Below are 13,447 nucleotides of genomic sequence, written 5' to 3'. Positions count from 1 at the left end.
AAATCACCTCTGTAGAGTCTCAAGATACTGAGAAACGGTCTCCTGAAGGCCAAGGTAAATGGCCTCACAAAACAGAGCGTGACCAATAGAAACTTCGGCAAGATACGGCAACTCTTGCCTGAGCACACCAATATTATTTAAATTCAGATCATGACCTGCATTGATTCCGATCTTCAGATCAGCTAATTTTTGGCCGGCAAGCCGATAGATTTCGATAACATTGGGTTGGTTTTCGGTCTGAAAGGAGGAGGCAAACATCTCCGTGTACAATTCGACCCGATCAGGCGCGATGAATACCAATTCATTCAGAAATTTGTCATCTACGTCATATGGATCTACGAAGAGCGAAATTCTGACCCCAATAGCTTTGAACCTCTCAGACACTTCTTTGAGAAATTGCCGGTGTTTATCTATTTTCCAGCCGGCGTTTGAAGTCAGTGCCTCTGGAGGGTCGGGGACCAAAGTGACCTGATCCGGACGAATCTCTTCCACCAGATTTATAAAATGTTCAGATGGGTATCCCTCAATATTGAATTCCCGATAAGCATCGGGGTTTGCGCTCTCGTTAAATAAGTTGATCATCGTTTTGAGATCAAAGACATCTTGGCGGCGAATGTGCCGACCGTCTGGGCGAGGGTGGACGGTGATACCATTGGCTCCGAATTTTAAACAATCTCGAGCAACTTGTACGACATCTGGAAGTTTTCCTCCTCGAGAGTTGCGTAAGGTAGCCAGTTTATTGACGTTTACACTTAAAAGAATCATTTGTTATCCCTTACTCCCTGTTCCAGTAATTATCAAAAGCTAAGTTCGGAAAAACGCCTTGCCTATCACGGGACTTACTTCCCTAATAGTTCTTATTGTTGCTCCAAGACAAAAAGCTTTGAATTCTTGACTGAATCCTAACAATTGGGAGATGGAGGAGGGGCTATACCTATTGCGATCCCAATCAGCCGAAGTGTGGGCAGAGGAGGGGTATCTGAAGCCATTACATAGATTATCAATAAATGATAGGAAGAGGATGTTTACGTGATAAAAATGTCAAAAATAGGAATGTCAATAATGTCAGTAATATCAATAAGATCAAAATTCTCAATTGTTTGTGCGGGCGTAATCGTTGGCTTTTTATCCCTCTCTTCCTTTGCAGCAGAAACGGTGTTAATCAATGGAGCGGGCGCGACCTTTCCCTATCCACTTTACGCGAAGTGGTTTTCGAGCTACCGAGAAGTAGATAAATCTGTCGAATTTAACTACCAGTCGATTGGGAGCGGTGGGGGAATTCGTCAGTTCCTGGCTGGTACAACGGACTTTGGGGCTTCGGATGCGCCAATGAAAGATGATGAATTGGCTCAATCAAAAGTACCTATCTTGCATATTCCTGCAACTCTTGGCGCGGTGGCCGTGACATTTAATCTACCAGGAGTAAAGGATTCTTTGAATTTAACTCCTGAGGTTCTCGCAAAAATTTTCATGGGTGAGATTAAAAAGTGGGATGATGAGGAAATATTAAAATTGAATCCAAAAGTGGCTATGCCAAAGAATCAATATATCATTGTTTGCTACCGTTCGGATGGAAGCGGAACAACTGCAGTTTTTACCGAATATCTTGAAAAGGTGAGTCCTGATTGGAAGAAACGCATCGGATCCGGAAAGTCTGTTAAGTGGCCTGCGGGGTTAGGAGGAAAGGGAAATGAAGGAGTATCTAGTCTTGTAAAGCAAAATCCTGGTTCAATAGGCTATGTTGAAATGAACTATGCGTTTGAGAACAAGTTTCCAGTTTTTGCTATTAAAAACGCCAAGGGTGAGTTTGTATTGCCCTCTGTAAAATCCGTCACAAAGGCCGCAGAGGCTTCTCTCAAAGTGCTACCCGAGGATTTTCGGGTTTCTATCACTGAAGCGGCGGGTTCAGATGTTTATCCCATATCTGCGTACACTTACCTTTTGATTTACCAGAAAATGGAAAGTCACAAGGGAAAGAAGATTGTAGAATTTTTAAGGTGGGCTATGGGCAAGGGGCAAACCATGGCAGCCTCTCTTAACTATGCGCCACTTCCAAATCAACTCGTGAAACGAGTTCTGAGCAAGATAGATTCGATTGCCTTGGAGGGGGGTTCAGATAAGAAAGAGGGTCATAAATTAAATTGAGTCTTATCAAAGGGAAGGGTAAATGGAAGTCGTGTCAAAGTGGATCCCTTTTGTTTTAGAACGAATTATGCCCGGTATTTCGAGCGCGCGCCGTATTCGGCGTCGCGAAGTCAATTGGGGTGATCGGGTTTTCTACTATGGACTTAAAGCCTCAGCATGGGCTCTCGGTGCCCTCTTGCTATCCATGATTTTTCTCATTTGGAAAATGTCCTTACCGGCTTTTCATCAGTTTGGCTGGCGTTTTTTTATTACGAATGATTGGAATTCAGTGACCGGAGAGTTTGGGGCTCTGGCTTTGATTTACGGTACAGTTGTATCCTCCCTCGCAGCGATAGGCTTGGCAGTCCCGGTGAGCGTTGCTGTGGCTCTTTTTTTGAACGAGCTTGCTCCCGAGTGGCTCAGTCGTCCATTGGGATTTTTCATCGAGATGTTAGCTGCCATACCGAGCATTGTGTATGGACTTTGGGGTCTTTTTGTCTTGGCTCCTTTTTTACGAAATTATATTCAGCCCCCCTTAGCGGATTATCTGGGGTTTACTCCACTATTTTCAGGACCTCCCATGGGAGTAGGAATGATGGCCGCGGTAGTAATTTTGGCCATCATGATCATGCCGACGATTACAGCTATTTGTCGAGAGGTCTTTAGGGCTATTCCGCGGTCTAATAAGGAAGCGGCCTTGGGGTTGGGAGCGACGCGCTGGGAGATGTTGAAAATTGCCGTATTGAGATCTTCTCATACCGGGATATTGGGTGCGACTATTCTAGGACTTGGCCGAGCCCTTGGCGAAACAATGGCTGTCACTATGGTTATTGGAAATAATCCGTTGATCAGTGCCTCTTTTTTTTCCTCGGGGCAAACAATGGCAAGTATTCTTGCCAATCAGTACGCGGAAGCCGATTCCTTGCTTCAGCTTTCGGCCCTTTCTGCCGTGGCCTTCACTCTTTTTTTGGTGAGTCTCCTCATTAATGGCCTTGCTCGCTTGATTGTTTGGCGTGTCCATTCGCAGTACAAGTCAGGGTGAAAGAAATGATGATCAGAAATGATAGTTAAAAGAAATCCTTTGAGGGAAAAAAAGCGAAGGTGGCTCAATCGCTTCGCCATTTGTTCTCTGGCGGGGATTTCCCTGCTGGGTGCCCTTCCTTTTCTGTTTATTTCTGTGTACGTGGTTTCAATGGGTTTTGGCGCTCTCAATTGGGATTTTTTTACCATGATACCCAAAGGGCCAGGCGAGGCTGGAGGGGGAATGGCCAATTCCATTCTTGGCAGCGGAGCTCTTATCTTTTTAGGTAGCATCGGCGGAATTCCTTGGGGCATGGCGGTTGGGATCTATTTGAGTGAGTACAGTCGTGGAAAGACATCAAAAATTTTGCGTTTTGTGGTGGATCTTTTGGCCAGTGTCCCGTCCATCGTGATAGGGATTTTTATCTATGGGTTGATTGTGATGCGATACGGTTTTTCGGCCTACGCAGGGGGGGCTTCCCTCATGATGATTATGATTCCGGTTGTTGCTCGAAGTACCGAAGAAATGTTAAAATTGGTTCCTGGCCATATTCGTGAGGCCGGCCTCGCCTTGGGAATCCCGCGCTGGAAAGTGGTTCTCAGAATAGTTGTTCCGGGAGCAAAAATGGGAATTATCACGGGAGTCATGTTGGCTGTGGCCCGTGTTGCCGGCGAGACGGCGCCGCTTTTATTCACCTCTTTTGGCAATCAGTTTCACTCTCGATCTTTAGGTCAGGCGACGGCCTCGATGCCTGTGCAGATTTATACTTTTGCAAAGAGTGGCTTCTATGATTGGGAGAGGCAAGCATGGGCGGGGGCTCTGGTTTTGGTATTATTTGTGGTTGTCATCAATCTTTTTACGAGGATTTTATTGAGACCACGTGGAGTAGGGAATGAACACTGAGACGTGGCAAAGGGAAAAGGCTCAAGTGAACTTACAACATGAAATACTAAAGGTTGAGGAGCTCAACGCTTGGTTTGGTGATTTTCAAGCCGTAAAAAACATTAGTCTCTCTGTTCGACAGGGTGAAGTTGTTGCTCTCATTGGGCCCAGCGGCTGTGGAAAATCAACTTTTATCCGCTGTATAAATCGCCTCCATGAGGAAGTGCCTGGTGCTCGGGTGTCTGGCTCAGTGCGCATCGGGGGAAAGGATATATATGGGCGTGGAATCGATCCCGTGGCTATTCGGCGCCACGTTGGGATGGTGTTTCAAAAGCCAAATCCCTTTCCTGGAATGTCTGTCTACGAAAATGTTTCCATAGGATTAAAACTTTTGGGAATTTCCAAACGCACTGTTCTTGATGAACAAGTGGAACGGTCTCTTCAGCAGGCAGCCCTTTGGGAAGAAGTAAAAGATAAGCTGCGTCAGCCGGGTACCAGTTTGTCGGGTGGACAGCAGCAGAGATTGTGCATAGCCAGAGCCTTGGCTGTCGAACCCCCGGTGATTTTGATGGATGAACCCACGAGTGCCCTTGATCCGATCTCAACTGCCAAAATAGAGGATTTGCTCCATAAATTAAAGGCCTCTGTCACGATTCTTATTGTTACACACAATATGCAGCAGGCAAGCCGAGTATCAGATAAAACGGCTTTTTTCTTATTGGGTGACTTGATAGAATACGGGACGACGGCGGATATTTTTACGAAGCCCAAGATGAAAAAGACAGAAGAGTATATCACTGGTCGATTCGGATAGTTGGGGAGGTGTTAGTGGAGAGACATTTTGAGACCGAATTAAAGAGTCTCAAGGAATTGATACTCAATATGGGCAGCTATGTTGAGAAGTCGATTGAGCAAGCCTGTGCCGCAATCAGCGGTCGTGAGGTGAGCCGGTTTGATCGAGTGCATGAGTATGAGAAACGGATCAATGAGTCGCACAAGCAAGTAGATAAACAATGCCTTCAGATGCTTGCTCGACAGGCGCCAGTAGCTGCCGATTTAAGACTCATACTGGTTGTTGTTAAGATTAATTCAGATCTGGAGAGAATGGGCGATCAAGCATGCAATATCGCTCACAACGGGAAGGATTATCTTTCTCGTCCCCCAGTTGAAACAAAAACTGATCTTGTAGCCATGGCAAGCGTCGTAAAACAGATGGTCCGGGAATCTCTGGATGCCTTTGTGAGGAGAGATGTATCGATTAGTCGTCAGGTCCTTGAGCGAGACGATCAGGTTGACCGAGCTAAGAATGAAATGTTTCGAGAGCTTAAGGAGTATATGAAGTCGCACCCTCATGAAATAGATAGCTGTCTTGACCTCATTCTCATTGCTCGAAATCTGGAACGACTTGGAGACCATGCCACCAATATTGCGGAAGCAGTGATTTTTTTAGCAACTGGAGATGATATACGCCATGGAAACAACCCGTCGCTCCGACCATCAGCCACTTAGTATGGGGCCCGCCGCTATTTTGGCTCCATTTATTTTAGTCGTCGAAGATGAACTTGAAATTCGCGAGCTGATTCTTCTTCATTTGAAAAGGCAGGGCATAGAGGCTATTGGAGTCGAATCCGCCGAATCCGGACTTTCTGTTCTAAAGGAAAAAGCAGTTTCTGCGGTTATTTTGGATTGGATGCTTCCCGGAATGACGGGGAGAGATTTCGTCCGCGCGGTGAGAAGTTTTGAGAATGGTTTTTCCACTCCCATTTTATTCCTTACAGCCAAAGTCTCGCCAGAGGACCTGGTTTCTGGGCTTGATGCTGGAGCTGACGACTACTTGACCAAACCTTTCGATAAGAATGTTTTACTTGCTCGAGTTCGCTCTTTGTTAAGACGTTCAGATTGGTCTCAGCGGAGAGCTTTGAAAGACCTCCAAGCATCGCAGGAGAAGTCGCTGCATGCCGATAATCATCTGTTTCGTCTCGGTCCTCTGGAGTTAAATAAATCTACTTTTCGAGCCACTCTTTCTGGATTAGAGTTGGAACTAACGAGATCAGAATTTCGTTTGCTTGAAGTGTTGATTGAAAGCCAGGGGAAGGTTTTGACCAGAAACCAATTGATAGGTTTCATTCAAGGGGAGGGTGTGGCCGTCGTTGGTCGTACCGTCGACACTCATGTTTTTGGACTTCGTAAAAAACTTGGGGATTTCGGCGAACTTATAGAGACAGTTCGTGGCGTTGGGTATAGGATCGGGTATTTGGAGTCTTGATGACCCGTCGAAAAATTTATTTTCCTTTGCGCATTTTTAAATGGTTTGTTTTTTACCAAATTTTTTGGACGTCTCTTCTCCTCTTGTCATATTTTATCATACAGTATGTAAGCTTTCGAACCATTGATGATCTCGAAATTCGGTCAGAAAAAACTTGGGCTCTTCTCAATTCAATACTTGTTTCTTTTTCACTCTATATTGGAGTGACAATTTTGATGTCAAAGCGATTGCTGACTCCGCTCGGGAACTTAATCGAAAGAACGCGTCGACTGAGAAAAGCTCCCTTTCGTTCAGAGGAGTTTACTGTTGAGGAACTTGCAGAAGAAGAAGAAGGGGAGTGGTATGAACTTGAAAGTGCTATCAACAAACTGGGTCGAGAGTTTCGACGAAAAACTGTAGGGCTTTCTCGAGAAAAGACTGAGCTTCGCGCAATCATGAGTGCCGTTGATGAGGCTATCCTAGCGGTCAACCTCGAAAATGAACCGCTATTCTATAATAATCGTTTTGCCCTTCTTTTTCGATTGGAGCGATGGGATGGCCGTCAAGTTGGGATCGGAGAAATTATTCGATCGCCTGAAGTGGTGGATGGAATTAGAGAGACAATTTTGACGAAGGGATCGCAACAGAAAAATATCGAATACGTACTTCCTGGATCGTCTGAGAGTTCCTTTTTTCGCGTGTCGTTTAAGCCACTGATGAAAAAACACAATTTAGAAGTTTATGGAGCTGTCGTTGTGTTTCAAGATTTAACCTCCATTCGTGCGAGTGAAAAAATCAGGATAGATTTCGTTGCCAACGCCTCTCATGAATTGAGAACACCCGTGACCTCTCTCAAAGGGTATATTCAGACTTTGAAAGAAGACATTCTGGCGGGGCGCCATGAGGATTCGATTCGGTTTATGGAGATTATTGAAAATAATGTCATCCGCCTTGTTGCGCTCTTGGATGATCTTTTGGAGCTTTCAAAAATGGAAATGGGCGCTGGGATAGTCAAAAAAAGGATTTCAACTCGTGAATTGACTGAGAGCGTGATGCAACAGGTAGACGGTCGGTTCCATTCGATTAGCTCTCTGTTTGGAATAGATTTTCTCGATGCCGATCCAACCCGCGCAGAACAGGTCTTACGCAATTTATTGCAAAATGCGATTCGCTACGTGCCGCACGGTGGGAAAATTGATGTTCTTTGGGAAAAGACGCCCGAGGGTAGAACGGCGCTGAAAGTAAAGGACACAGGTCCTGGAATTCCGGAAATACATTTAGGACGTCTTTTTGAGAGGTTTTACCGAGTCGATGTGGGTAGATCTCGAGAAAAGGGTGGCACGGGAATCGGCTTGGCTCTTGTGAAACACATTATGCTCGCTCATGGAGGCTCTGTCTCTGTGAAGAGTCAGGTTGGCAAAGGTTCGGAATTTATCTGCGAGTTTTAGCTCTTTATTTTTGATGTTTGGCCGGAGGATTTCGTGATCCTGACCTAGCCGGGCAAAACCGGACCAGAATATGTGATAAGCTCTGGGGAAAGAAAGGACCCAGGTCATGGGGCCCTACGAGCATCATTATTTCAATACTAGTCTAATATCGACTTTAGAGTTTGATCGACTTTTAACAGATTCAATTCTATCCACTATTTGATCGAACAACGTCGGACCGACATTATTTTTTGCATTTTCACAACTTGAAACGAGATAATTAAAGCCATCTTCATCCAGATAGTTCCTTTTTTCGAGTTTCCCTTTGCACCAATTCAAAAGAGCCTCGTAATCAAGGATTTTCTTAGATTCAGAACTGTTCTCCCAAATAATTATACAAGGATTTTCAAGCCCATAGCCGCCAAAAAGGCAATCATCAAAGGAATCCAAATCCTTTCCGAAATAGCCAGATTCATTATTTACCATTTTACTGAATTCTTGAATGAACCCATTCAAGTCCTTAAAGGCATTGCCGTTTAATATATATCTTTTCATATTAGTGAGTGTCCTTTATCATCCATTTTATAATTCCGTCAGTCTCAACTTTATATAGAAACCTCAGAGGAGAAGCATTCCGATTATTTGGTACCAAATCCAAAGAAGTCCATCCTTTAAGGTCTTCCGTTAGCAGATGAGGCCTCAAGCTCTTAATAAATTCCTCTGCGCCTGGGTTGTTCTTTATTGCTTGGGGAAGGTTTTCCATAATGTCCCACACATTAGTTCTTAAAGACTTAGGCACGTTCTTAAAAAGAGTAACGCCCTCTATGGCTGCTTTTTCTGGTCTAAGATCCTTGATAATCTCTAGCGTCTTATCAAGACTTCGTCCAACAGCGCCTCGTTCATTAGCTAGTGGTATAATTAACCAAGATTCAAAGTCCTTTATTGTTTCGCCTGTTTCAACCCCTAACTTTGCTGCGGACTCAACAATTTTCTTAGCATCTGAAACAATCACATCTCCGAGACTGCCCTTAGCTAACCACTCCCATGTCACTCGGCTGCCAATGATGATTCCAGCAACAGCAAACAATCTTTCATTTTTTGAAAGCTCTCTCCCGTCACTAAGGCAGAATTCTCTTCCTGTAAATGACTCGCAAAAGTCGATAATATCATTCCAGGGAGTAATCGCAACAACCGGCCGTACAAACGAACCAATCTCATTCCAATGTCTCATAGATCTTTGGACTTCCAACAAACGTTGCACTTCGAATCTGATCTCGGCTAGCTGTTCACTCCTCGCCCTGAGTGAGTCAGAAGCAGGCGCTTCCGAATTAATTCTCTCAAATCGTTTTCGAACAGCTTCAGGGTCGATATCCAATTGCAAAGAGAGAGCACTCGCTTCGGCGATTGCACCAGCCCAACCAAAACTTCCATACCTCACGCAGAGGGTCTGACTGTATGACCCCATACTTAAGCAATCATTCACAAATTTTTCCTGGAAATCAATTTCGCTGATGAGTGCTCCCAATGTACCATTCTGAAGTGCCATTGCAATCATCTCAGTAGATGATGGGCCCGCCGGACTTGCCGGTAAGGCCTCATCTTCTGAATACCGCCTGACCTCATCGACCTCTTCAAGGGATTCAAATCGCTCTTCAGGAATCTCCGGGTCTTTGGCATTCGAGACCCGATTTTCAATTTCCGTCAGATTAGATTCTAAAACGAATCGCTCCATCAAAAGGCGATTTTTTTCTAGAGCCGTCTCTCTCCGCCACCGTTGTTGCTCTATTTCTTCCAAGGCGCTAGAAATTTTTGAATCCGAACTACAAAGTTTACCGTTGCAAATCCCAATCGGAAGACTCGTCCGGACGGCCGAACTTGGGGCATGGTAAACACCTAAGGAAATCCAATCATTCTGGTCAAAGGAATAAAATAGGGAAAAGTCAAATTGACATCCCTTTTTTAGGGTCGAATAATCAGAATCCAAAGGAGTAGACTCGGCATTGGACAGAAAGGACTTGTCTATCGCTTTGATTTGAGGGCCTTCGGTAGCATGTGAAAATTGAGTAAATTTTTTTCCATTCAAGTGAAGTGAAATATCTGTGTCATGGTCCGACCTTACCTTAAGAACGACAATCTTCAAAAAACCTACTGACTCAGCGTAAGCAGGGATTGAGAGCAGAATCATAACTATGGTTGCGAAAAAAGTATTCATGATCTCACACTCCGACAAAGAGCCAAGGCTATATCCAAACGTCTCGCCAGAGATTCCCTCATAAGCCCTGTTAGATCCTTTGAGAGCCTTTGCCCACCCATGTCTCCAGCGTTGAAAAATTTGAAATCACTTTCGATCTGAGCTATTTTTGGTGAAATTGAAGGTGATCTTTCTATGCAAGTATATTTTACTTTTTGAATAGAATTCCACTTTGATATGATTGTGTCCTTTTGTCTGGAATCAATGTCCTCATACGAAAGCGACCGAGCTTTTTCTCGAATAGCTTCTATTTTATTTTGGTACTCAACTGCAAAACGAATTTTCACCATTTTTGAAAATGGTTCAGGCAGCGCACTTAGAAACCGCTGGATAAGCAAAGAAGAAAAGTTCAGATATTCCTCTGTAGTGGAAAGAAATCCCTGGTGATAATTTAACTGTGCCAGCAGCAGAATGTTATCAAGCTTGGACCCGATGATAAATTGGGTCCACTTACTGATTGCCATCACTTCTGTTGTTACCTCAGAAATTTGAAGTCGTGTAGCGACATCAACGTCCTTTGACGTTTCGTAGGCGGCTTGGCTGCGCAACTGTTGTAGCCTACTTATGGCCATTGTAACACGGGAAGACATCATCCTACCTACATTATCGAATTGAAGATGAGTCTTCTTCCTATAGCTCTCGATTTTGTCAGTTATCCTCTTTATGAGGGAAATCGACTTTGGATTGAGCGTTTCACTAACTTTACCCCCAATAAACGCTGTGTATATAACTAGAAGGTTCCCTTCAAAGTACTCTTCAATGCCCTTGGTAACAAAGACGTTGAATTCAATACCGAGAAGACTTAAATCCGCATTCATATTTCGATAAAACTCGTCCGATTTCTCACTGGCTCTGTTTTGGTTACTTACTGTTTTCAAATTTCTCTCAATAGCCATCAAACGCTCTACCAGTCTTTTTTGAGAGACAATTTGTTTCTGATGAGATAGTTCAATTGATTTCTTAATATCCAGATTCTGAGCTAAACTCAAAAGTCTAGCGTCATCACTACTTAACATTTGTTTTTTACAGGCCGACTTTAATCGCTCGAGGTCAAGATAGTTGGGTTCATTGTTATTCAATAAACTCTCCAATTGACTACAGAAATCCACACGACTTGATTCTGCTGATCCGAGTGTTATATTGTATTCAATTAGACAAATGGTCAAAATTGATAGTTGAAGGATCTTCTTCATCGAAGCTTCTCCAATTCATTCTTAAGTTCAATTTGAGATGAAATCATACTGCCGTCTATTTGCCGGAGCACTTGAAGTCGAACCGCATTCAGACTTTCGTTAAAGTTTATGTTGGCCTGAAAAAGCACTTCTAATAATTGGGCAGAAATAGCCGATTCACTATCAAGAGCTAAAGTAGCCATATCAAAAACTGGTCCCTTTGCAGTCCTTAGTGTTTCAAAAAGTTTGCTAGATTCGCTTATCCGAATATCCAATTTCGCTAGAAAATTTGCAAACATCCAATTGAACATTTCATTCTGATCGTCAATTGGCAGGTCTCTGTCTTGCCTGAATGAAATCCTGGATTCCTTGAACTTTAATAGAGCCTGATTGTAGCTGCCATTTATTAAGTCGAGATAGGCTAGCGTGCCCTCTAATAGCTTGTTTTTCGCCGCAAGGCCACCCAGCAGTTTCTCGGCCTCACTTAGAGTTACTTTTATATCGACCTTGATAAGGGCAACAGTATCGGAGAGGATACTATCCATTTCTTGAACTTTACCTTCTCTTGCACGCACTAGACTCTCAACGATTGAACTCTGTATTTGAGGTTTAAAATCCATTTTGTCGATCTCAGAAAGTGCGTTGTTCAGTACATCTTTAACGCTTAGCTGGTCAGTCTTCAATTTTGCTAAAAGCGATTTCAGATTGAGTACTTCATAGGATCTTTGACTGACATACTTTTCGACAGCTCGTGCATAAAAGTCGCTCATCAGAAAGGCAATGTATATATATTTGGAATCTCCACTCGTCTTTACGTCCGGTTCGAAACTTTTTAGTCGCAGCCTTATTTCGCCTATCAAATCAAAGTCTATGGTATGAAGATCAAAGAGCTTTTCTCCAAAAATTATTTTTAGTAGAAATATATCATTGTTCACATCTGAAATACTACCAGTAGAACCGATTTTCCCTAGCAACCTAAGACCGATATTGGAAAGCAGACTAAATTTTTTATCGTTCCTCGCAGAGAGGGCCATTTGTGCAAAGAAATGTTTGCACGTAGAATTTGCTGGCGTTTTAGCACACTCCCCAATGAAGTTGGCGAATTTGTCGGGAACGCCAACGAGTTCGCGAATTGCGAATGTTAGCTCCTCATTTATGTGTCCCAATGCCGATTGGATGCCCTGGGATTTCAATTTAGACTTTGAGGATTTTATCAGGTCGTGTAAACTTGCTAAGTTATTCAGGAGGCAAATCGTCCGCTCCATCGGGTTTTCGAGCTGGTTGCAAAGGAGACAATGTGATCCCGGCTCTGTAATCTTTACGGTTACATCCTCCTCGGAAAAATAGGGACTCAATATCTCTGATAAGGGCGTTCCATATAGACTTTTCCTAAAAGTCTCAACATCATCATTAAATCGTATTCCTCCAATTTTTTCTGTTACCGATTTTTTTTCTATATCTGAAAAAAGGGATACCGATTCAATTCCACATTCTGGACCGGCAACTTTTTCAAAATCCTCAACTCCAAATTCTTCGTGTCGACACCACCCCCCTTCCTTAACAAGGCAGCTATTGAACTTAGGGCCACATGCTTCACTCGTTGCCAGCTTATACTGAGGTTTGAAGGCATGCATATGTATCTCACAGGTGAAATAAGTATTATCATAGGCACTACCGATGGTTCTGCCGCGTGAATCCTTACCTGGTTTAAATGATTTTTTTTGGCTTATTGCAATGCATTCATAATTGGTCGCAAAATTTTTATCTGTGCCCACTTTCATGCCCTCACGTAGAACTCTTGAGCGGATGGTACTTGTCTCTTTGCACCAGGTCCTGCATTCTTCGATACCACCATCGCCATCGTTTGCTATCCAATACCAGGGGGAAAGGTGATTTCCATAATAGGCCGTTTCGGTGTCACCGTAAGGTACCCATTGCTCAACCCCATGATTAGGATGTCTACACTCTTTATAGCCAGCCCTGCCACAATCAGAACTTTCTTTAAATATCTCGCTTTCCACGCCGCAAACCTCACCTTTGCCTTTGATATAAATCGGCGTATGAGTGGGGTGAGGACAAGTCTGATATTCTACCTGCCATTGCAATCCCTCTTTACATGCCAACGGTTTTGAAGAAAAAATCGCAGAATCAATTCGTGCTGATGGCGTCTCTGCAAACGAACTCAATTCCACAAAAGCAAATATGAGGGACCAATGGAGAACAAATCTTATTAATATCATAGCATTTTCCTTCCGATCTTTGGCACCAGTGTCACGCGTTTGCAATGCGAGCAATGGGGCTAAATTGCCCAACAGCGAACAGGTT

At 43.7% G+C, this 13,447-nt stretch carries 12 protein-coding genes; 7 read left to right on the top strand and 5 right to left on the bottom strand.

Annotated features, from left to right (window positions below; all coding sequences use genetic code 11):
- Positions 1 to 3: 3 nt before the first annotated feature.
- Positions 4 to 765 carry a pyridoxine 5'-phosphate synthase gene (locus IPL83_11245; protein MBK9039720.1) on the bottom strand — a complete coding sequence of 254 codons (762 nt, stop codon included), beginning with the start codon at positions 763 to 765 and terminating at the stop codon, positions 4 to 6.
- A 297-nt stretch (positions 766 to 1,062) separates the two neighbouring features.
- Here IPL83_11245 and pstS point away from each other — a divergent pair, with 297 nt between their 5' ends.
- From pstS to IPL83_11210, 7 genes are read left to right on the top strand one after another with little or no spacing between them, the layout of a single operon-like run.
- Positions 1,063 to 2,145 (top strand): phosphate ABC transporter substrate-binding protein PstS, encoded by a 1,083-nt coding sequence (pstS, locus tag IPL83_11240; GenBank protein ID MBK9039719.1) that lies wholly within the window; start codon positions 1,063 to 1,065, stop codon positions 2,143 to 2,145.
- Positions 2,146 to 2,167: 22 nt separating this feature from the next.
- Complete coding sequence (gene pstC / locus IPL83_11235; protein MBK9039718.1) at positions 2,168 to 3,166, top strand: phosphate ABC transporter permease subunit PstC; 999 nt, start codon at positions 2,168 to 2,170, stop codon at positions 3,164 to 3,166.
- Between the two features lie 18 nt (positions 3,167 to 3,184).
- A complete protein-coding gene (gene pstA / locus IPL83_11230) occupies positions 3,185 to 4,048 on the top strand; it encodes a phosphate ABC transporter permease PstA (GenBank protein MBK9039717.1) in 864 nt (287 codons plus the stop codon).
- Positions 4,038 to 4,841: a phosphate ABC transporter ATP-binding protein gene (pstB, locus tag IPL83_11225; protein MBK9039716.1), complete on the top strand. Its 804-nt coding sequence runs from the start codon at positions 4,038 to 4,040 to the stop codon at positions 4,839 to 4,841. Before pstA ends, pstB begins: the two co-directional genes overlap by 11 nt.
- Positions 4,842 to 4,855: 14 nt before the next feature.
- Positions 4,856 to 5,536 (top strand): phosphate signaling complex protein PhoU, encoded by a 681-nt coding sequence (gene phoU, locus IPL83_11220; protein MBK9039715.1) that lies wholly within the window; start codon positions 4,856 to 4,858, stop codon positions 5,534 to 5,536.
- A gap of 1 nt (position 5,537) precedes the next feature.
- Positions 5,538 to 6,293, top strand: a complete 756-nt coding sequence (locus tag IPL83_11215) for a response regulator transcription factor (GenBank protein ID MBK9039714.1) — start codon at positions 5,538 to 5,540, stop codon at positions 6,291 to 6,293.
- A complete protein-coding gene (locus tag IPL83_11210; protein MBK9039713.1) occupies positions 6,293 to 7,720 on the top strand; it encodes a hypothetical protein in 1,428 nt (475 codons plus the stop codon). Before IPL83_11215 ends, IPL83_11210 begins: the two co-directional genes overlap by 1 nt.
- Positions 7,721 to 7,846: 126 nt before the next feature.
- Here IPL83_11210 and IPL83_11205 read toward each other — a convergent pair whose 3' ends face one another.
- The 4 genes from IPL83_11205 to IPL83_11190 all read right to left on the bottom strand — a co-directional run bounded on the left by IPL83_11205 (position 7,847) and on the right by IPL83_11190 (position 13,362).
- Positions 7,847 to 8,254, bottom strand: a complete 408-nt coding sequence (locus tag IPL83_11205) for a barstar family protein (protein MBK9039712.1) — start codon at positions 8,252 to 8,254, stop codon at positions 7,847 to 7,849.
- 1 nt (position 8,255) lies between these two features.
- Positions 8,256 to 9,911: a hypothetical protein gene (locus tag IPL83_11200; protein ID MBK9039711.1), complete on the bottom strand. Its 1,656-nt coding sequence runs from the start codon at positions 9,909 to 9,911 to the stop codon at positions 8,256 to 8,258.
- The gene (locus IPL83_11195; GenBank protein MBK9039710.1) at positions 9,908 to 11,029 is read right to left on the bottom strand and encodes a hypothetical protein; all 1,122 of its coding nucleotides are present in this window, start codon (positions 11,027 to 11,029) and stop codon (positions 9,908 to 9,910) included. Before IPL83_11195 ends, IPL83_11200 begins: the two co-directional genes overlap by 4 nt.
- A 110-nt stretch (positions 11,030 to 11,139) precedes the next feature.
- Positions 11,140 to 13,362: a hypothetical protein gene (locus IPL83_11190; protein ID MBK9039709.1), complete on the bottom strand. Its 2,223-nt coding sequence runs from the start codon at positions 13,360 to 13,362 to the stop codon at positions 11,140 to 11,142.
- Positions 13,363 to 13,447: the final 85 nt, after the last annotated feature.

It is taken from the genome of Bdellovibrionales bacterium (genome assembly GCA_016716765.1).
Taxonomy (GTDB): Bacteria; Bdellovibrionota; Bdellovibrionia; order Bdellovibrionales; family UBA1609; genus JADJVA01.
This window is presented reverse-complemented; position numbering and strand designations above follow the sequence as displayed.